Origin of the sequence: Vagococcus hydrophili (assembly GCF_011304195.1) — a bacterium.
Classification (GTDB): Bacteria; Bacillota; Bacilli; order Lactobacillales; family Vagococcaceae; genus Vagococcus; species Vagococcus hydrophili.
In genome coordinates this window covers 1,458,289-1,475,795 of sequence record NZ_CP049887.1, presented here as the reverse complement: position 1 = coordinate 1,475,795, position 17,507 = coordinate 1,458,289, and the positions used below count along the sequence as shown (strand labels likewise).

At 34.4% G+C, this 17,507-nt stretch carries 22 protein-coding genes and 1 riboswitch; of the genes, 4 read left to right on the top strand and 18 right to left on the bottom strand.

Annotated features, from left to right (window positions below):
• Nucleotides 1–13: 13 nt before the first annotated feature.
• The 8 genes from G7082_RS07475 to G7082_RS07440 form a co-directional block, all read right to left on the bottom strand.
• The gene (locus G7082_RS07475) at nucleotides 14–667 is read right to left on the bottom strand and encodes a bifunctional 2-keto-4-hydroxyglutarate aldolase/2-keto-3-deoxy-6-phosphogluconate aldolase (RefSeq protein WP_166034492.1); all 654 of its coding nucleotides are present in this window, start codon (nucleotides 665–667) and stop codon (nucleotides 14–16) included.
• A 15-nt stretch (nucleotides 668–682) separates the two neighbouring features.
• Nucleotides 683–1,225, bottom strand: a complete 543-nt coding sequence (hxlB, locus tag G7082_RS07470; RefSeq protein WP_166034491.1) for a 6-phospho-3-hexuloisomerase — start codon at nucleotides 1,223–1,225, stop codon at nucleotides 683–685.
• The gene (locus G7082_RS07465; protein WP_166034490.1) at nucleotides 1,225–1,848 is read right to left on the bottom strand and encodes an orotidine 5'-phosphate decarboxylase / HUMPS family protein; all 624 of its coding nucleotides are present in this window, start codon (nucleotides 1,846–1,848) and stop codon (nucleotides 1,225–1,227) included. Before G7082_RS07465 ends, hxlB begins: the two co-directional genes overlap by 1 nt.
• Before the next feature lies 1 nt (nucleotide 1,849).
• Complete coding sequence (locus G7082_RS07460; protein WP_166034489.1) at nucleotides 1,850–2,809, bottom strand: sugar kinase; 960 nt, start codon at nucleotides 2,807–2,809, stop codon at nucleotides 1,850–1,852.
• A gap of 21 nt (nucleotides 2,810–2,830) precedes the next feature.
• On the bottom strand, nucleotides 2,831–4,102 hold the full coding sequence (locus G7082_RS07455; RefSeq protein WP_166034488.1) for a gluconate:proton symporter: 1,272 nt from the start codon (nucleotides 4,100–4,102) through the stop codon (nucleotides 2,831–2,833).
• Between the two features lie 17 nt (nucleotides 4,103–4,119).
• The gene (locus G7082_RS07450; protein WP_166034487.1) at nucleotides 4,120–4,362 is read right to left on the bottom strand and encodes a hypothetical protein; all 243 of its coding nucleotides are present in this window, start codon (nucleotides 4,360–4,362) and stop codon (nucleotides 4,120–4,122) included.
• A 2-nt stretch (nucleotides 4,363–4,364) separates the two neighbouring features.
• Nucleotides 4,365–5,096 carry a sugar phosphate isomerase/epimerase family protein gene (locus tag G7082_RS07445; RefSeq protein WP_166034486.1) on the bottom strand — a complete coding sequence of 244 codons (732 nt, stop codon included), beginning with the start codon at nucleotides 5,094–5,096 and terminating at the stop codon, nucleotides 4,365–4,367.
• A 171-nt stretch (nucleotides 5,097–5,267) separates the two neighbouring features.
• Complete coding sequence (locus G7082_RS07440; protein ID WP_166034485.1) at nucleotides 5,268–6,257, bottom strand: LacI family DNA-binding transcriptional regulator; 990 nt, start codon at nucleotides 6,255–6,257, stop codon at nucleotides 5,268–5,270.
• A gap of 248 nt (nucleotides 6,258–6,505) precedes the next feature.
• Here G7082_RS07440 and G7082_RS07435 point away from each other — a divergent pair, with 248 nt between their 5' ends.
• Nucleotides 6,506–6,796, top strand: a complete 291-nt coding sequence (locus G7082_RS07435; RefSeq protein ID WP_166034484.1) for a hypothetical protein — start codon at nucleotides 6,506–6,508, stop codon at nucleotides 6,794–6,796.
• A gap of 168 nt (nucleotides 6,797–6,964) precedes the next feature.
• On the opposite strand, the gene G7082_RS07430 is transcribed toward G7082_RS07435, so the two are convergent.
• Complete coding sequence (locus G7082_RS07430) at nucleotides 6,965–8,341, bottom strand: NCS2 family permease (RefSeq protein ID WP_166034483.1); 1,377 nt, start codon at nucleotides 8,339–8,341, stop codon at nucleotides 6,965–6,967.
• A 51-nt stretch (nucleotides 8,342–8,392) separates the two neighbouring features.
• A riboswitch (purine riboswitch) is annotated at nucleotides 8,393–8,494 on the bottom strand.
• Nucleotides 8,495–8,652: 158 nt separating this feature from the next.
• Between G7082_RS07430 and yaaA the strand changes: the two genes are divergently transcribed.
• A complete protein-coding gene (gene yaaA / locus G7082_RS07425) occupies nucleotides 8,653–9,399 on the top strand; it encodes a peroxide stress protein YaaA (protein WP_166034482.1) in 747 nt (248 codons plus the stop codon).
• Between the two features lie 25 nt (nucleotides 9,400–9,424).
• Nucleotides 9,425–10,189, top strand: a complete 765-nt coding sequence (locus G7082_RS07420) for an AAC(3) family N-acetyltransferase (protein WP_166034481.1) — start codon at nucleotides 9,425–9,427, stop codon at nucleotides 10,187–10,189.
• A 61-nt stretch (nucleotides 10,190–10,250) separates the two neighbouring features.
• Here the strand turns inward: G7082_RS07420 and G7082_RS07415 are convergent, their stop codons facing one another.
• The 5 genes from G7082_RS07415 to G7082_RS07395 all read right to left on the bottom strand — a co-directional run bounded on the left by G7082_RS07415 (nucleotide 10,251) and on the right by G7082_RS07395 (nucleotide 15,032).
• Nucleotides 10,251–10,523 carry an SMI1/KNR4 family protein gene (locus tag G7082_RS07415; RefSeq protein ID WP_166034480.1) on the bottom strand — a complete coding sequence of 91 codons (273 nt, stop codon included), beginning with the start codon at nucleotides 10,521–10,523 and terminating at the stop codon, nucleotides 10,251–10,253.
• Complete coding sequence (locus tag G7082_RS15020) at nucleotides 10,524–10,736, bottom strand: hypothetical protein (RefSeq protein ID WP_166034479.1); 213 nt, start codon at nucleotides 10,734–10,736, stop codon at nucleotides 10,524–10,526.
• Nucleotides 10,737–11,016: 280 nt separating this feature from the next.
• The gene (locus G7082_RS07405) at nucleotides 11,017–11,424 is read right to left on the bottom strand and encodes a hypothetical protein (RefSeq protein WP_166034478.1); all 408 of its coding nucleotides are present in this window, start codon (nucleotides 11,422–11,424) and stop codon (nucleotides 11,017–11,019) included.
• A gap of 127 nt (nucleotides 11,425–11,551) precedes the next feature.
• A complete protein-coding gene (locus G7082_RS07400; protein WP_166034477.1) occupies nucleotides 11,552–13,303 on the bottom strand; it encodes an ABC transporter ATP-binding protein in 1,752 nt (583 codons plus the stop codon).
• On the bottom strand, nucleotides 13,290–15,032 hold the full coding sequence (locus tag G7082_RS07395) for an ABC transporter ATP-binding protein (RefSeq protein ID WP_166034476.1): 1,743 nt from the start codon (nucleotides 15,030–15,032) through the stop codon (nucleotides 13,290–13,292). The genes G7082_RS07400 and G7082_RS07395 overlap by 14 nt, the downstream gene beginning before the upstream one ends.
• Nucleotides 15,033–15,642: 610 nt before the next feature.
• Here G7082_RS07395 and G7082_RS07390 point away from each other — a divergent pair.
• The gene (locus tag G7082_RS07390) at nucleotides 15,643–15,747 is read left to right on the top strand and encodes a putative holin-like toxin (RefSeq protein WP_166034475.1); all 105 of its coding nucleotides are present in this window, start codon (nucleotides 15,643–15,645) and stop codon (nucleotides 15,745–15,747) included.
• 155 nt (nucleotides 15,748–15,902) lie between these two features.
• Here G7082_RS07390 and G7082_RS07385 read toward each other — a convergent pair whose 3' ends face one another.
• From G7082_RS07385 to rpmG, 4 genes are all read right to left on the bottom strand, one after another.
• Entirely contained in the window at nucleotides 15,903–16,028 is a 126-nt protein-coding gene (locus G7082_RS07385) for a putative metal homeostasis protein (protein WP_166034474.1), read from the bottom strand.
• 8 nt (nucleotides 16,029–16,036) lie between these two features.
• Nucleotides 16,037–17,005 (bottom strand): CobW family GTP-binding protein, encoded by a 969-nt coding sequence (locus tag G7082_RS07380; RefSeq protein ID WP_166034473.1) that lies wholly within the window; start codon nucleotides 17,003–17,005, stop codon nucleotides 16,037–16,039.
• Between the two features lie 64 nt (nucleotides 17,006–17,069).
• Nucleotides 17,070–17,339, bottom strand: coding sequence for a 30S ribosomal protein S14 (gene rpsN, locus G7082_RS07375; protein WP_166034472.1), 270 nt, complete (start codon nucleotides 17,337–17,339; stop codon nucleotides 17,070–17,072).
• Nucleotides 17,340–17,353: 14 nt separating this feature from the next.
• Entirely contained in the window at nucleotides 17,354–17,503 is a 150-nt protein-coding gene (gene rpmG, locus G7082_RS07370; RefSeq protein WP_166034471.1) for a 50S ribosomal protein L33, read from the bottom strand.
• Nucleotides 17,504–17,507: the final 4 nt, after the last annotated feature.

Here is a 17,507-nt window from a genome sequence, read left to right as displayed (position 1 = left end):
GAATTGACAGATTTTATATCTGCCAATTCTTCTTTCGTTTATTCCGATGATTTTGTAAGATAGTTAAATACTCATTAGTTAGAGATTTTACACTCTCTACTGATTTAGTCAACTCGCCACCTGCACTAATCATCAAGGCTCCTGCTTCTAGCCAGTCAGTCATATTGTCTAAATTAACACCGCCACTAGGCATGATATTTATTTGAGGTAATGGGGATTTAATCGATGAAATAATTTCTGGTTTATAGTGATTACTTGGAAATAATTTCACTACATCAACGCCAGAACTTAGTGCTAGTTTCATCTCTGTTACAGTCATACAACCTGGGATATAAGGTGTTTGGTACAAATGACAGAGCTTGCAAACATCTAAATCAAAGACTGGACTCACAATAAATTCTGCACCTGAATTTATTGCGATAGCTGCCATACTTTGATCAATTACCGTTCCAGCGCCGATAATCACTTTTTCATCTTTACTGTATGTTGCTTGTAATTCCTTCATTATCTCTAAGGCATTTGGCGTTGTTAACGTCATTTCAATTGCTTTTATTCCTTGATGAATCAAATTTTCAGCTATTGCTAAACCTTCTTGTTGCGTACGCCTTCTAACAACTGCAACAATACCAGCCTGCTTAAGTTTTAGTAATATTTCCACTCGTTTCATCGTTAACCTCGCTTCTTACTCAACATTAACATGACCTGCTAAAGCTTCTTGATTAGAGGTATTATCTCTTTCAGCTAGCTTTAAGGTTAGAGCATCTAATGTAATGTGGACTGTTTGATCAAACAAAGATGAAAGCAATTGTTGTGATTTAACGCCTGCTCCTGTTTTGGTAGCACCTGGGACAATGATTGTATGATCCGCTAATTGAGCTAATTTTGATTCTTTATCACTCGTTAACACGATGATGTTTAATCCTTTAGCTTTAGCCACTTCCGTCTCCATTAAAATTCCTTTAGTTGTTCCTGACCCTGAAATTGCCACCCAAGTGTCTCCTTCTTTAATCGAAGGCGTAATTGTTTCACCTAACACATAATCAGTGTAACCAATATGCATTAAACGCATAGCAAATCCTTTAGCTTGAAAACCACTTCGACCTGCCCCTGTAATAAAAATTCGCTTTTCCTTTGTAAGAAATGGTAGAGCTGCATCCAATTCTTTCTCATCTACCAAATTCATTACTGTATTTATTTCTTCCATGACTAATTTAATTGCGTCCATTAGGCAATTACCTCCATAAATTTTTTAGCTTCCCTTATTGAATCGACTGCTTTTGTGATACTTGATCCCACAATAATAATTTCCATCAACCCTTGTTTTTTTAGCGCTTCTGCTTGGGACAAATCAATCCCACCAGCAATAGCTAAACGCTGAATTTCTGGAAATTTAGCATGAAACTCAGAAACCGTTTCAACCACATTCCAAGAGTCTGATTTGTCAATTGAATGGTGTAAACAAAAGATTGCCGACTTAAATTCTTGTAATTTTTCTATTTTAGTTTCTCCCACTTCTAATAAATCAATCATCATCGTTTTTTGATACTCTTTAGATACTTTCTCGCATAATCTAATAGTATCAAGAGATGAAGCTCCCATGACGGTTAGAATATCTGCGCCATTTTTGAATCCTTGATTAAATTCATATTCCCCTTCATCAATAGTCTTAATATCTGATAAAAGCTGACTATCTGGTAAGGCAGCTCTTAGTTTGACAATCGCCTCATTGCCGTAATCTTTGATCAAGGAAGTTCCCATTTCAATGATATCGACTTTTCCATTTAATTGACTGGCTAACGTTACTGCTTCTGCTAAACTCACTCGGTCTATCGCTACTTGTAATTTCATTTTAAAACACCTTTTCTTCTGCCAAAAATTTTTCTAACATCTTAGGTGTTGGATAACCATCGTTGTCTCCCGGTGTTTGAACTGCAAATGCTCCTGTCGCATTTCCTCTGATAACTGCTTCTTTTATACTTAAACCTTCCATTAAAGCGCTAATTACCCCAGCCGCAAAACCATCTCCTGCTCCAACAGTATCAACTACTTCTGACACTTTAAACCCTTTAACAACAAAACTATTTCCATTTCTTTCTTTAACAAACGCTCCTTCTGCTCCTAATTTAACAATAACCGCTTCTGTTTGATTACCATTTGTCAGATAAAAATCAGCAATCACTTCAGGATCTCTACTGCCAACTAAAATGTCACCTTCGTTAATACCTGGAAGAATAATGTTAGCATGAGAAGCTAATTCATTAATTGTTTCAACCATCACTTCCTTACTTTCCCATAACTGAGGACGTAAATTTGGGTCGAAAGTTGTTTTAATGTTATTTTTTTCTAATAGTTCAACAAAGTATCTAAAGCTTTCTAAAGCTTCACTTGATATAGCTGGAAAAATGCCTGATAAATGAGCCATTTTGACTTCTGAAAAATCAATATGGTCTAAATTTTCTTTCTTGAAATGAGCAGCAGCCGAACCTTTTCTGAAATAATGAATACTTGGGTCTCCATGACTCACACGATCTTTTAATTGAAAAGCCGTCCAATACTCGTCTGACTCAGAGATATAATTTGTTCCGATATTATTTTCCACTAATTGATCTTTAATAAAATCACCAAAAGGATCTTTTCCTAACGCTGTAATATATTCCGTACTGTGACCATATCTTGAAACACCGACAGCCACATTAACTTCCGCTCCTGCTAAAAATTTCTGAAAATATTTAGCGTCCTTCAAGCTCTTGTCAACTTCCTCTGACCCAAAAAGGGCGATTGGTTCTCCGATTGTTAAAAATTCACTCATGATTCATTCCTCCATTAATTGTTATAGTAAAAAATAAGCGGCAAATAAATTCAAGACAGTCGCTACCCATGCCCAAGGTAAGCCTGTTAAAAGAAAAGTTTTCGTATCAAGTTCTGCATATTGAACAGACCATAAATTCCACGATTGAGTAATACATGCTGACACTCCCATCATAGAAGGAACGACTAACAAACCATATAAGAAGTACTGATCAAACATACCGGTTCCAACAAAGATAGCAGCCGTCGCAGCACCTGCTCCGTAAAGCATTAACGGACCTCTAAAATAAGAAAGCGGGGCTACTATTGCCACAATAATGACTAACACCAATTTGCTACTTGGTAAAATCGCTTGAAACACATCTGTAAAACCTGACATGGCATGAATGGCTGCTGATTGAAACATGGTTAAAACAAATAACATAATAAGCAGACCCGCAATATCACTAATCGCATGTTTAGCGGTTTCATTCATCTTCGTCACAAATCTTGTATAGCTTTTCATGTTTCCAGTAGTTAAAAATGCTATAATGATTGAAATCAATAAAGCTGGTATCGCATCCCACTTAGCAAAAATACTTAAAAGAACTGGCAAAACAGGCAAGATATATGTCCATTTAGAAACCTCAACTTGTTCCTCTCCATCTTCAGCTGTTACAATAATCGGCTCACCATTCTTAATTTTTTTAGCATTAAATAAAATAAATAGAATAACGATAGCCATTTGAATTCCCATAGCTACAAAGCCAAATCGTTGGTAGTGGCTCCCCCATTCAACTTTAGGAAAGAACACTTGAAATTGAACAAACAACACATTATTGACATACATCGCCGCACCAATTGACATCGTAAAAACGGTTACAGCAATATGTTTAGGAACTCCCATGGAAAACATAATTGGAAGCAGTATCACACCTACTGCAATGGCAGATCCCACACCATAAGAACTGGTAAAAATTAGCGCAATCACTAATGCAATAAGAATTGTCGCAATAACTGGACTTTTCTTACCCACTTTTTCAGTTCGACGACTAATGCTTCCTGCAATTCCTGTATCCACTAACACTCGACCAAACCATGAACCAAAAATAATATAGGACGCTGTTTTTCCGTAATTTAAAACAGGTTCAGTAAAAATTTCTTTAATCGCTTGATTAAAAGGAACCATACCGATAATTGTCCATAAAACTGCCATGACGAAAAATCCAACAGTTAAATTGCCACCCTTCATGGCATAAATAATAAAGATGATAAATGTGATAATTAGTAGTATTCCTGTTACTGCACTTGCCACAATAAAACCTCCCCTAATTAATATTGATTGAGTTCACTTAATATTTTTTGATATGTTGATACTTCATGGTGCTGTTCTTCTTTAAAGAATGTATTTTCTAAGTTATTAAATCGTTGGGCGATATAGTAAGCTGTTAAGTAAGCAGCTAATGATTCTTTGGCTGCTTTTTCCATTTCTTCTGTGCCCATATTCGGACGTTTAATCGTATCTACAAAATGATAAGCAAATTTTTCTGGGTCGATTTTTGTTTGATTTTCCATGGTTACACTTCCTCTAGTAGTTTTTTCGCTCTTTTTATTTCTTCATCCTTTGTTGTCGGATATTCGATAGCCACTGGCACATTCGTTGGTAATACTTCCAGAATATCTCGCCAATTGATTTCTCCCTGATCTAACCCTGCTACAACTGGTTTACCCGTTGTCATATCGACATCCTTAACGTGAATATACGTCACATACTCTTTTAATTTTTGAGCGGCTTTCCTCTCATCTTCCTCGACAAAACGCCAATTACCTAGATCGTAAACATAACCAATGTCTAACTTCTTATTCGTTACCGCTTTCATAAATTCTTGAATAGATTGAATTTTTCCTGAGATTTCAGTCTGATCATTTTCGATAGTTACGTTGATTCCCATGCCTGTTAATTTTTCTAATTCATTCAAATCTCCTGTAAAATTTTTAAAATCACCGATATTCCACTTGATATGACGAGCACCCATTTCTTTAGCCTCTAATAGATATTCTGTCAATTTTGGATTAATGTTACCTTCTACAAAAACTTCTTCAGGAACACTATAAAATAACTCAAGGTTATGATTTTTAACAAGTTGATTAATTTCTAACAACTCACTTTTAATATCTCTAAAGTACTCTCTTCTGACTTCTATTTGATTAAAACCTAATCCAATTCCCTTTATAACGAGTTCTTTTTGCATTTCGCCCTCAGTAAATTGTTGATTAAACACTAACAAATTTAATACGATTTTTTTCATTTTTCATTGTCCTCTCAATTAGTTAACCGGTTTCTATAAACAAATAGTAAACCGGTTAACTAAATAAAGCAAGCGTTTTCTTTTTAAAAAACATCAAAAAAAATAAGCCCTTATTTGGAAACCGATTTCCTAAATAAGAACTTACTTTTTGTTTTTTATTAAATAACATTTCTATAATGAGTTGCGATTCATAATATCAGCTGTTACAATCCTTGTTTCATCTTTTTTCTCTTCATCTTCTAAATACGCCAACATCTGCTTCCCTGAAACATTTCCAATTTTCTGTGTTTGTTGTTCGATACTTGTGATGCCTGGTCCAACAAGTGCCGAAAGATTCCAATCATCAAATCCTGTCACACCAATTTTTTCAGGTATCTCAATCCCCTCAGTAATTAATATAGTTAAAATCTCCATTAACATTTTACCGTTAGAAGCAAAAATGACAGTTTTTTCACTATAACTTAAAGATTTTTTTATCTCATTCTTCAAATTAGTTTCTTTGGTCACTTCCACTAAATTAAGTAAACATTTTCTGCGTTTCACTGTTTCTTTAATCGATTGGTACCTAATTTCTCTTGTCACGATATCAGCTAAGGGTTCACTAATAACTACAATTCGTTCATATTTTTTTTCTAAAATAAGAGTTAGCATTTTTTTTGTTGCATCTTCATTATCGGTTGTTACTAACGGGAATATTAATGGTTCAATACCTCTATCTACAAGTAACAATGGAATATTTTCATCTTTAATAAATTGATAATGACTAGCTTCTCTTGATGAAGGTTGTAAAATTATGCCCTCTACACTTTGATCAATCAATTTATGCAATAAATCTTGCTCTTTTTCGATGGAGTTAGCAGCATCCATAATAATCATTTGATACCCCGCGTCTCCTAAAACTTCACCGATTCCTTTTAAAAGGAGTGATGAGTACATGTTTGAAATATCTGATACAATCACACCTATCAAATAGCTTCTTTTAGATTTTAGCGCCTGTGCTTGGCGATTCGGGCGATAATTTAAATCAGAAATAACTTGCTCTATTCGATCCTTCGTTTCAGCAGACATATTACCAAACCGACCATTTAAATATCTTGAAATAGTTGTTTTTGAGACTTCTGCTTGTTTAGCAACATCAGAAATAGTGACGTTTTTTTTCATACATTACCTCTTCAATGAATTCATTTTCTTTTAACTTAATTGTACAATAAATCTCTACGAAATTGGGTGTTATAAGAAAAAGAATTTCTGGATTTGTTTCCTTTTGATATACGACAAATTTTTAAATTTGCGCCAGATTTGGCGTAAATTTAAAAATTTGTCGTATGTAGATACCTTGCAAAACTGTTAGACCGTTAGTTTCTTTTATGTGCTATGATAATAAAAAGAAAAAAGGAGTCACTAAAAAAATGATTGTATTAGCTATTTTAACAGGCAGTAGTTCGTTGTACCTCTACTCTTTAGTTTATCAGGGAACTGTTTCTATTTTTCCTGCAATGATTGTTCAAGGTATTTTACTACTAATTACTTTAATCGCGATTTTTTCTTATAAAGGCAAACGAACAACGCGTAGTTACGATGGTGGCGGTTACCGAATCTGGACATTAAGATTTGGTATTATCGTTCTATCAACTTTAGGAAACGTCTCAATTTTTGTTCTGTATTTACTGAATTTTTTGGAAATTATCCAAGCATTATAAAAAAAACAGGAGGTAGACTTTAAAAAGTCTCCTCCTGTTTTACGCTTGTTCAGTTAGGGTTCAAAAGGCAGCTCTCACGACAACTTCAGACACGAAAATCAATTCAAAAAGCACGAATTATTTTTCATGTCTTCCAGTTACTCTGAGCAAAACGATTTTTTATACACCCTATACTGTAAATAAATAGGCTATTGAGATAATCGTGATCACGTGCATGACTGTTGGGATTTCTTTTACTCGACCTGCAAAGATCATGCAGATTTCATAGGCTAAGAAACCTAATACTAATCCTAAAGCAATCGAACCTGTTAGTGGCATCATCACAATGGTCAAGAAAGCTGGAATGATTTCTTCAAAGCCGCCATCCCATTTAATACTTGTAATATTTTGCATCATGAAAATTCCAATGACCACCATAGCTGGTGTTGTCACTGCTGGTGTCACTAAGGACAAGACTGGATAGAAAAAGGCTGATAATAAGAAAAGTCCTGCGACTACCACACTCATTAAGCCTGTTCTAGCACCGGCAATAATACCTGATACTGATTCAATGTAAGTCGATAAACTAGACGTTCCAAATAATGAACCAAAGAATGTACCTAAAGCATCGGCACTATAAATACGTTTGTTGTCTTCAAAATTTTCTCGTTTAATATCAGATACTTGGGTTGCCGCTGCTGAAAGAGTTGTTGCTGTTCCAAAGAAATCTAAAAATAAAAATGTTAGAATTACAACTACAGAATCAAGTGATAACATCTTATCTAGATTTTTAATAGCTACTAAAAATGTCTCATTTAGCATCGACTCCATTGGCACTGTTGGCACCACAATTGGTGAACCTTTTGGTAATTGAGGTAGAGTCGCTACCACGCTCTCACTTAAATGGAACCAGTTCATCGAAGCGCCTAAACGGATAAACAGCCCACAAACTGCTGCTCCAATCATTCCTAAAAAGACCGCATATTGATTTTTACGAACTAAGAAAAAAGCTGCCGTAATAATTCCAAAGAAGGCAATAATTACATTAGGATTATCAAAACCACCAAATTTAATAAACATTCCTTCGTCCGGCACGATAATTCCTGAATTTTTAAAACTAACAAAAGCGATAAAAATTCCTAATCCTACTGTCCCCGCTTGTTTCACTGTCATAGGAATTGCTTTAATAATTTTTGATCTAGCGCCTGAAAAAGCTAGAATCAAGAATAATACCGAAGCCACTAACACACTCGCTAAAGCTTCTTGCCACGTTTTTCCCATTTGTAAAACAACTGAATACGCAAAAAAAGCATTCATCGACATACACGGTGCTAACCCTAGTGGAAATCTCGCCCATAATCCCATAATTAACATGGCAATGGCTGATGAGATAATCGTTGACATAAAGACGGCATCTTTTGGCATTCCTGCTTGTCCTAAAATAATTGGATTCACAAAAATCACGTATGACATGGCTAAAAATGCTGTAAATCCTCCTGTTACTTCTCGTTTAAACGTAGACCCTGATTCGGTAATTCCGAAAAATTGATCCATTCTTTCTTTCATTTGTCCTTCTCCCCTTTTTAAAAGTGAAAAACCACCTGTCACGGCAGAAGGACATAACTTGACCTTTGCCATAGTAAGTTACTTTACGGGTAACTTGTAGAGACTTCTAGACCGTATTACTAGAACTATATGGTTTTCTTACTTGGTTATCATAACAAGTATAATTTAAAATATCAATGTAAAACCGAACAAAATCAATCAAAATACAATTAATGTTATTTTTTTATAATTATTACGACTAGATGAGCTTTTCTTTCTTTTCATCATTGATTACGTTAGAATAAGCATGATAACAATAAAGGCGGTTTATTATGAAAATCATTATTTCTCCAACTAAACAAATGAGTTCCGAGCAAGACTTCTTTTTTCCAGAAAGTCAGCCTCAATTTTTAGATAAAACAAAAAAAATACTAACTGAATTGAAAAAATTATCTTATGAAGAAGCTAAGTCACTTTGGAAATGTAACGATAAGCTAGCTCAGGAAAACTTTGAGCGCATAGAACAAGCTGATTTAGCTAAACATACCGTGCCTGCCATCATGAGTTACAAAGGGTTACAGTATCAATACATGGCACCTGACTTACTCACAGAAGAAGCCCTTCATTATTTACAAGAAAACCTGCGCATATTATCTGGCTTTTATGGTGTTTTACGACCTTTTGACGGGATTATTCCTTATCGTTTAGAAATGCAAGCTCCACTTGCTGTTGATGGGTTTAAAAATCTCTATCAATTTTGGGGAACGTCTCTTTATGGAGTTCTATCTGATAACAATGAACCGATTATTAATTTAGCCTCAAAAGAATATTCCAAAACAATCACACCTTTTCTTAATGAAAACCAACCAATGATTGAGATTGTTTTTGCACAAATCATCGATAACAAATTAAAAGTTAAAGCCACCTTGGCTAAAATGGCTCGTGGTGAAATGGTTCGCTTTTTAGCTGAAAACAACATTACCACACTAGACAGTATTAAGCAGTTTAATCACCCTGATTACCTTTATTCTAATGAGTATTCAACTGAAAATAAGTTCGTTTTTCTCTATCAAAAATAAATCAATTAATTATAGGAGGAATTTTATGTTAGATCCAAAACAAATTATCACTGATTTAAGAAATTTAGGGGTAGAAAAGGATGATATTATCGTTGTTCATTCTTCTTACAATGCATTGCGTGGTGACGACCAAATTGAAGGTGGACCAAAAGCTGTCATTGAAGCACTGAAAGAAACAGTTTCAGAAGGAACACTAATTATTCCAACCTTTAGTTATAAAAATGTCTTACCTGAAAATCCGACGTTTGATGTGGTGAATACACCTGTTTGTATTGGGATTATTCCTGAAACCATGCGTTTATCTGACAATGTTTATCGTAGTTTACACCCAACTCATAGCCTAGCTGCATGGGGAAAAGATGCGAAGAAATTTACTGAAAATCACTACAAAGATCACACACCTGTTGGGGTTAATTCACCTTTAAGTGAAGTCTATCGTCGTGGCGGAAAGATTGTCATGTTAGGGGCACCATTTGCTAGAAATACCAGCATGCACGGCGTGGAAGAAAAAGTATTACCTGAGTATTTATTTACTGAAAATTATCCTTATAGGATTGTTAAAGAAGACGGGGAAACCTTGACAATGAATGTCTTACGCCATGATTTTAATGGCTTTGAACAACGTTATGATCGTGTGTTAGATATTTTAGATGAGGGGATTGATTACAAAGTAGGGAATGTTTTAAATGGCCTTTCTTGTGTGATGAATTCCCCTGCGGTTTGGGATAAGGCATTGATTAAATATAAAGAAGAGATGCTTTACTTTACTGATCCAAGACCAAGAACATAGAAAAATAAGCCTTTGAGGAACTGTTCATAGTATCCTCAAAGGCTTATTTATATGGGGTTGATTAAAATAATTTAGTTTGAGTATTCTCTGAAAAACCTGGGTAGTATGATGTTATTTTGGGTTCATTATTGTTATTTAAGTCTTTATAATTTAAACAATACATTTCTCCCATTCCAGTATTATATAAAACAACTAAATGTGTTGGAATATTCACTAATTCTCGTTCATTTAACGTAACCCAGACTACATCAGGAACACCTGAGTTTTCAAAATCTTCTCTAAAAACGCCATAAATTTCGATAGAATTAAAAGTTATAGTCCCTTTTTCTATCACCTATTTATTGATATTCTCCTTAATATCCTCTAAACCTTTCATCAGTGCATCTTGTATAACATCAACAGTTGTTTGGTAGTTAGAATCTTTTGACTTAACAATATTCACAAATTCTTTTAGCATACCATCTACCATAATCGTAATACCTTCAACTTTTTCTCCAGTTTGCTCATTTTCAAATTCTTCTGTCATGATTGAAATAGTTTTTTTCATTTTTAAATATTCCTTTCTAAGCTAGTCATCAAGTAAATTATTGCCAATTTAACTCAAGCAATATTTTTACAAACACAAAATATTTGTATGTAGAATCTCAAGATTCAGGAGCATAATCTTCATATGAAGATAGTTCTGATAGTTTCATTTATTCTATTTTACCATTTTTAATCCCTGCATATTTCACCTGATGTATATTAAATCTTTTGTTACAACAATCATCAACTTACCAATCAAGTCTCTATCTTCTTGGTTCACGCCAATCGTTAGAGTGATTTTATTATTTATTTTGTTTTAAAAAAACTTCTAAGACTCTTTTCACTGGTAAACTCGCATTTTTTAATAAGCTTTCTGCTTTATCAGTTATTGTTGTATCAGAAATAATCAATTTTTTATAAGGTTCTTTATCGAATGATCGCAATGAATCTATCACACATTCAGCTACTTCGTCATCTTCATCAAGTAATCCTAATAATAAATTAAATCCATTCATGCTTGTGTCTTCGTCTATACAATATGCCAACCTAATTTTGTATTTATTATTTTTACTTTTTAGAGTAGTTATCAATTTTTTCCAATCATTATCTGTAAATTTTCCCAATAACTCCTCAGCATAAATACATCCCTCATCATACCAAGAGTTTTCTGAACTATCTTCCAATAATATTTTATTTAGTTCATCAAACATACTTTAACACTCCTTATTTACTGAATTATCTTCATTATATACATAACTAAAATTAGTTACTAGGTAATTCTAAATAAAAAAACTTTTTTACTACTCCATTTAAAGAGTAAGTAAAAAAGGTTTTCTATTAACTCGCAGCGCCTTTTGCCTGTAAATGATACATCTCTGCATAATAACGATCCAAAGCAAGTAAACTTTCATGGGTTCCTTGTTCTTTGATTTCGCCATTATCTAAAACTAGGATTTGATTCGCGTTTTGAATCGTTGATAAACGGTGGGCCACGATAAATGTTGTTCGCCCTTCTTTCACCACTTCCATAGCATGTTGAATAATTTCTTCAGTTTCCGTATCAATGTGAGACGTTGCTTCATCTAAAATTAAAATCTTCGGATCACTAGCTAGTGTTCTCGCAAAGGCAATCAATTGACGCTCGCCTGATGAGAATGCCTGACCTTTTTCAACGACTGGTTCATGAATACCTAGTGGGAGTTTTGCAATAATATCTTTTCCCCCCACTTTTTCAAGGGCATCTAGAATCATCTCATCTGTAATCTTTGGATCATTCATACTAATATTAGTTGCGATCGTTCCGCTAAACAAGTAAGGTTCCTGTAAAACAATGCCCATATGAGATCTAATACTTTCGCGATTTTTCTCCACTAAAGGTTGTCCGTCAATTAAGACTGCCCCCTTTTGCGGATCGTAAAAACGAAACAGTAAGTTGATAATCGAGCTTTTTCCTGAACCGGTATGCCCAACTAAACCAATTGTTTCCCCTTTATCTGCTGAAAAATTAATTTCTTTCAAGACAGCTTTTTCAGGATCATATCCAAAAGTCACATGGTCAAATACCACATGCCCTTCTGTAAAGTTAAGCGGTTCTGTGCTGTCTGCTTCGATTGGTTCGTCCAATAATTCAAACACACGGCGACCACCAGAAAGAGCTTGTTGCAGGGTTGACATCATTCGAACAAGTTCCAAAATCGGATCAAATAAACGAGAAATATAATTAATAATCACATAAATCGTTCCGATTGAAAAGCCTAGCACCCCGTCAACGAACTGTGTTCCGATAAACAACAGCACACCAAACATTACCAAGTTTTTAATCAAGGCTGAGAAATCCCAAGATAAGGTTCCGTCTAAGCGAATCGATTTAATTCTTGTGTTTAACCAGGTTTGATTGGTTTCTTCAAATTCTTCTAGCATGCTATCTTGTTGATGATAGAGCTGAACGATAGAAACCCCTTGAACGATTTCTGCTGTATGACTGTTTAAATCACTGACTGATTCACGCCATTTTTTATTGATCGGTGTCGCAAGTTTCACATAAATCCATTGCCAAATTGCAAAGAATGGGAAAAGTAGTAATAAGGCTGTGCCAATTTTAGGTGTCACAATAAATAATGCCACATAAATTGAGCCCACAGTTAAAATATCAATAATGACTGCATTACTAAAGTTCATGTAAAAATTAGTTCTTAAAAGCTCCACATCATTAACGATTCGAGCTGAGATTTTCCCTGCTGGTTTATCATCAAAATAAGAAACTGGTAATTTCTGCATGTGGTTAAATGCTTCGTCACGTAATTTTTTACTTACTCGGTTAGACGCATAGGCTAACAATAAGTAACTAGCATAACCACATAAGCTACTAAATAAAATCACTAACATGAAAAAGCCAAATTTTTGCATAATCCAACCAAATTCAATTGTTTGATGATTACTCACTTGCTCTGAGATATAATCAATCATTTGCTTACCGATCATCGGCGCATAAATTGAAGTCCCTGCTGATAAAAGTGAGAGGAATATTCCTAATGTATAGAATTTCCATTCGTATTTATAATAACTAAGGGTTCGATTAAATAGTTTCATTTTCTTCCACCTCCATTTGTTGTGTCATGTATTGTTCATAGTACCAGCCTTTAGAATCTAGTAATTCTTGAGGGGTACCTGCTTCGATAATTTGTCCATCTTCAATCACTAATACTTTGTCTGCTTGAGCCACTGCTGATAAACGGTGTGTGACAATCACATTCGTCTTATCTTGTCTGACTTGACGGATGTTTTCGATAATTGCACTTTCTGTTTTCGCATCTACTGCTGATAAACTGTCATCTAAAATTAGTAATTCAGGTTCTCTAATTAAGGCTCTGGCAATCGATACCCGTTGCTTTTGACCACCAGAAATCGACACCCCTTTTTCACCAATTAAGGTTTCCAAACCTTCTGACATTCTTGCCACGTCTTTTGTAAAGTCAGCTGAATCAATCGCTGCATTCACAGCTGTGTCATCTGCTTGTCGATTACCAAAACGAATATTGTGTCCCACTGTTTTAGAGAACAAGATGTGCTCTTGAGGAACATACCCGATTAAACCTTCTAAGTCTCGAATACTGTAGTCTTGAATCAAACGACCATTAATTCGAATAGCTCCCGTTTCACTAATCGGATACTGACGGAGTAATTGACGCACAAGTGTCGTTTTACCACTACCCGTTTTACCAACTATTCCTAAAGTTTCGCCACGATTTAATTCAAAATCAATTTTCTTTAAGGTTGTTGTTTCTCCTGTAGGATATTGGAACACATAATCTTTAAACTCAATTTGGTCAATTTTATTGATCTCGTCTTGACCCACTTTTTCTAAACTATCATCTGCGGTTAGTAACTCATCAATTTTTCTAAAAGATACGGTTCCTTGTTGGTACACCAAAACAATATCAGATAATCCCCAAACAGCACCACTTAGCATTCCCAAATAAATTTGGAAAGTAATCAATTGTCCAATCGTCATTTGCCCTTGATTGATTAAGTAACCACTGAAAGCTAAACCAACCGCTGTACTTAAACCAATTAAGAACTTTGCCACTTGACCAATTGCCCCGTTATAAACGACTAAATTATTGGCTTTTTGTAATACTTCTGAGGTTCTTTTTTGGAATCTTTCTTGCTCCAACTCTTTTTTCCCGTAAGCTCGCATCACACGAACTCCGTCGACCATTTCTAGTACTTCATTGCTTAACTTCGCCACATTGTCACGATTATCTTCGTATAACACGTCAACTTTTCGCCACAATAGAAAAACAATATAACCAAAAAGAATCAATGGTAACACACTCACTAAAGCCGCTTTCCAAGAAGTCGTCACGATCATGGCAATTAAAATACTCACTGCCCAAGTAATATTTGAGACAATTAGCATGAAACCATAACCAATGGCATCTCCTAAATAGTCCACATCACTGGTCATTCTTGTCATCAAATCCCCAGATCTAAAACGCTCATAAAAAGGCGTTCTTAAACTAAGTAATTTTTGATAGCTTTTTCTTCGTAACTCCGATTGGAATCTGAAAGACTGACTAAATAAAGTCACCACCCAGATTACATCCACAATATAAATACAAAGAATACTAACTAAGAAAATACCTAAATACTGCCATAAACTTTCTTTTGATAGTGAACTTGCGACAATCGCATCCACCAATTGTTGAATAATTAAATTAGGAACTAGTGTTAGTCCTGATGAAATAATAGCAAATACCGTTGCTAACCCGTACGCAAAAGGATGTTTCTTAATATACACCCACAATGTTTTTAACATAAACTTTTCTTCCTCACTCTCTCTAACAGAAAATAAAATCTGCTTTGTTTCTCTTAAAAAAGCGCACAAAAAAACCCATAAAATGTAGAATCCTATCGCTCCACAGTTTATCGGTTGATACGTTTATTTTTATCTAGATTCATTTTTAAGTACACTTAGGCACACAAAGAAACGACGCTAAAAAATAACAGACACCGGATAAGGAGTACATGGATTCATTTCTGCTCTATTAAATTGGTTTTGATTAATTAATTGAATAGTCATCATGAGTCTTGCTCCTTTCCATAATTTTTTCGCTTTTTCTCTTGACTTCTACAATTTACTACAAAGAGATTAAAAAGTAAAGTGCTTTCTTTAATAAAATGTTAATAATCATAAAACAAGAACAGCAAAGTAGGCCAGTTTCACAAACAGAAAAATAACAAATAGCTATAGTAGCTAATAATAATAAAAGATAGAATCTGCTAGAGAAAAACAATTTTTAATTCCCTCTTTTTTTATAATTCGTGATACAATAATTTAGTAGAAAAGTTTATGGTGGTTGCAATCCTTGAGTGGAGGTGGTGTTTTATGAAAATAAACACTAAGTCTAGGAAAGGAGAGCCTTTTTTTGTCAGCATTAGAAACAATTCAACTGATGTTAGCTTTTGGCATGTTTGTCATTGCGTTAATTAAGTTGATTGTCGATATTGTCAATCAAGATAAAAAAAAGTAAACCACTAAACTTTCGACGTTTTGGTTTACTTCTAAGTAAATTAATATTGTAGCCATCTTAAATGGCTCTACACTAGAGGCGTATTGACCTACGTCTCTTTTCTTTTATCATTATAACACAATTATTATTTTCTTACTAACTTCATCTTTCGCCAACTAAGCGTACATCTTATCTGTTTTACTGCGTTTCATCTCTTTAATAATTTTTAACGCCCGCTTTCTCGTCTTGATATTTGGACTTTTAAGCCTGCGGTACGCACTTGAAATATCGATCTTTTCCACTTACTTTCCTACTCTCTACTTTTATCTTGAATCTCTTTAAAACTGCGCTCTAAATACGCTTTATCTAAATTCTTCCCTATGATAATTAATTCATTGACTTTGTCCTGTGGTATACGTGTGGTCATATTAAAATTAAGCAATTGATTCACACTTTGAATTTCAGTTTGAAAATCCTGATCCTCAATTAAAACGAAGCCTTTCATTCGGTAAATATTTTCTTGATAATTCATCATTAAACCAGATAACCAATTTTCTAGCAAACTTTTCTTAATTGGTCTATCTCCCTCTAAATAGAGAGACTGGAACTCATGATGGTGGTGGTGATGATGACTATCTTCTGATTTTGTGAAATCCGCTACCTTACGAAACAGTCCATTATTTAAGACATTTCTAGCTAACATCTCAGCTGAATCATCTAATGAAAATGGATAAAAATCAGTCAATGGATTCATACTTTCAATTTTTTCAATCATTTGATGGTCAACTTTTATTTCGTTTTTTTCTGAAATAAAAATTCGATCCGCCATCGCAATTTGTTTCATCACTTCTGGATAAACTAAACTGTTTTCAAAATTTTCATTATCAACCACAACCAAAACGCTATCCAAATAAAAATGACTGCTAATTTTCGGTGCACTAACTAATGTTTGAATAATCGGCTGTGGATCAGAAATACCACTCGCTTCAATAATGACTTGCTTAATCGGGTTACCTGTTTCCACAAAGACATCTAAAACAGAAGTTAAGGCACTCATTAAATCAGTTCGTAAACTACAGCAAATACAGCCACCATTCATTTGAAAAATATTTTCTTTGGAATGAATCAAAAGCTCATGATCAATTCCTTTTTCACCAAATTCATTTTCAATAATAACGACTTCATTGGGTTTTAAATCAGACCCTTTTAATACTTGATTAATTAAAGTCGTTTTTCCAGCTCCCAAAAAGCCAGATATGACGGTTACAGGAATACTCATTTTATTTCCTCCTAATAGATTCAACGTTTTCTCTGACTCTATTTTAACATTTTTACAGCTATAACTACCAACTAGCCTTTTTCACGCCTGGTAAATTTCCTTCATGAGCCATTTGCCTGAATTTCACTCGTGACATACCAAATTTACGCATGTAACCACGCGGACGACCATCTGTTTCATCCCTTAATCTCAAGCGATTAGGATGTGAGTCTTTTGGTAATTTACTTAACGCTTCATAGTCACCTTTTTGCTTTAATTCATAACGAATGTCTGCATATTTTTCAACTAAAGCTTTTTGTTTTTCAAATTTAGCAATTTTAGATTTCTTTGCCATGTTTTTATCCTCCTCTACTTTGTCTCTCTAAATAAAGCTTTTCGCTTTAATTTTGGCGAGTATTTTTTTAATTCTAAACGTTCTGGTGTGTTTCGTTTATTTTTACTTGTTAGGTATAAACGTTCTCCTGTTTCCACACATTCTAAAATAATATTCTGACGCATCACA

What these genes read in the sequence shown, in the direction of transcription:
- rpmG (WP_166034471.1), bottom strand. Translation starts at nt 17,503, where the DNA reads ATGCGTCAGAATATTATTTTAGAATGTGTGGAAACAGGAGAACGTTTA.
- G7082_RS07465 (WP_166034490.1), bottom strand. Translation starts at nt 1,848, where the DNA reads ATGAAATTACAAGTAGCGATAGACCGAGTGAGTTTAGCAGAAGCAGTA.
- G7082_RS15020 (WP_166034479.1), bottom strand. Translation starts at nt 10,736, where the DNA reads ATGAAAAAAACTATTTCAATCATGACAGAAGAATTTGAAAATGAGCAA.
- G7082_RS07460 (WP_166034489.1), bottom strand. Translation starts at nt 2,809, where the DNA reads ATGAGTGAATTTTTAACAATCGGAGAACCAATCGCCCTTTTTGGGTCA.
- G7082_RS07430 (WP_166034483.1), bottom strand. Translation starts at nt 8,341, where the DNA reads ATGAAAGAAAGAATGGATCAATTTTTCGGAATTACCGAATCAGGGTCT.
- G7082_RS07395 (WP_166034476.1), bottom strand. Translation starts at nt 15,032, where the DNA reads ATGTTAAAAACATTGTGGGTGTATATTAAGAAACATCCTTTTGCGTAC.
- G7082_RS07420 (WP_166034481.1), top strand. Translation starts at nt 9,425, where the DNA reads ATGTTAGATCCAAAACAAATTATCACTGATTTAAGAAATTTAGGGGTA.
- G7082_RS07400 (WP_166034477.1), bottom strand. Translation starts at nt 13,303, where the DNA reads ATGAAACTATTTAATCGAACCCTTAGTTATTATAAATACGAATGGAAA.
- G7082_RS07450 (WP_166034487.1), bottom strand. Translation starts at nt 4,362, where the DNA reads ATGGAAAATCAAACAAAAATCGACCCAGAAAAATTTGCTTATCATTTT.
- G7082_RS07445 (WP_166034486.1), bottom strand. Translation starts at nt 5,096, where the DNA reads ATGAAAAAAATCGTATTAAATTTGTTAGTGTTTAATCAACAATTTACT.
- G7082_RS07440 (WP_166034485.1), bottom strand. Translation starts at nt 6,257, where the DNA reads ATGAAAAAAAACGTCACTATTTCTGATGTTGCTAAACAAGCAGAAGTC.
- G7082_RS07435 (WP_166034484.1), top strand. Translation starts at nt 6,506, where the DNA reads ATGATTGTATTAGCTATTTTAACAGGCAGTAGTTCGTTGTACCTCTAC.
- G7082_RS07405 (WP_166034478.1), bottom strand. Translation starts at nt 11,424, where the DNA reads ATGTTTGATGAACTAAATAAAATATTATTGGAAGATAGTTCAGAAAAC.
- yaaA (WP_166034482.1), top strand. Translation starts at nt 8,653, where the DNA reads ATGAAAATCATTATTTCTCCAACTAAACAAATGAGTTCCGAGCAAGAC.
- G7082_RS07475 (WP_166034492.1), bottom strand. Translation starts at nt 667, where the DNA reads ATGAAACGAGTGGAAATATTACTAAAACTTAAGCAGGCTGGTATTGTT.
- rpsN (WP_166034472.1), bottom strand. Translation starts at nt 17,339, where the DNA reads ATGGCAAAGAAATCTAAAATTGCTAAATTTGAAAAACAAAAAGCTTTA.
- G7082_RS07380 (WP_166034473.1), bottom strand. Translation starts at nt 17,005, where the DNA reads ATGAGTATTCCTGTAACCGTCATATCTGGCTTTTTGGGAGCTGGAAAA.
- hxlB (WP_166034491.1), bottom strand. Translation starts at nt 1,225, where the DNA reads ATGGACGCAATTAAATTAGTCATGGAAGAAATAAATACAGTAATGAAT.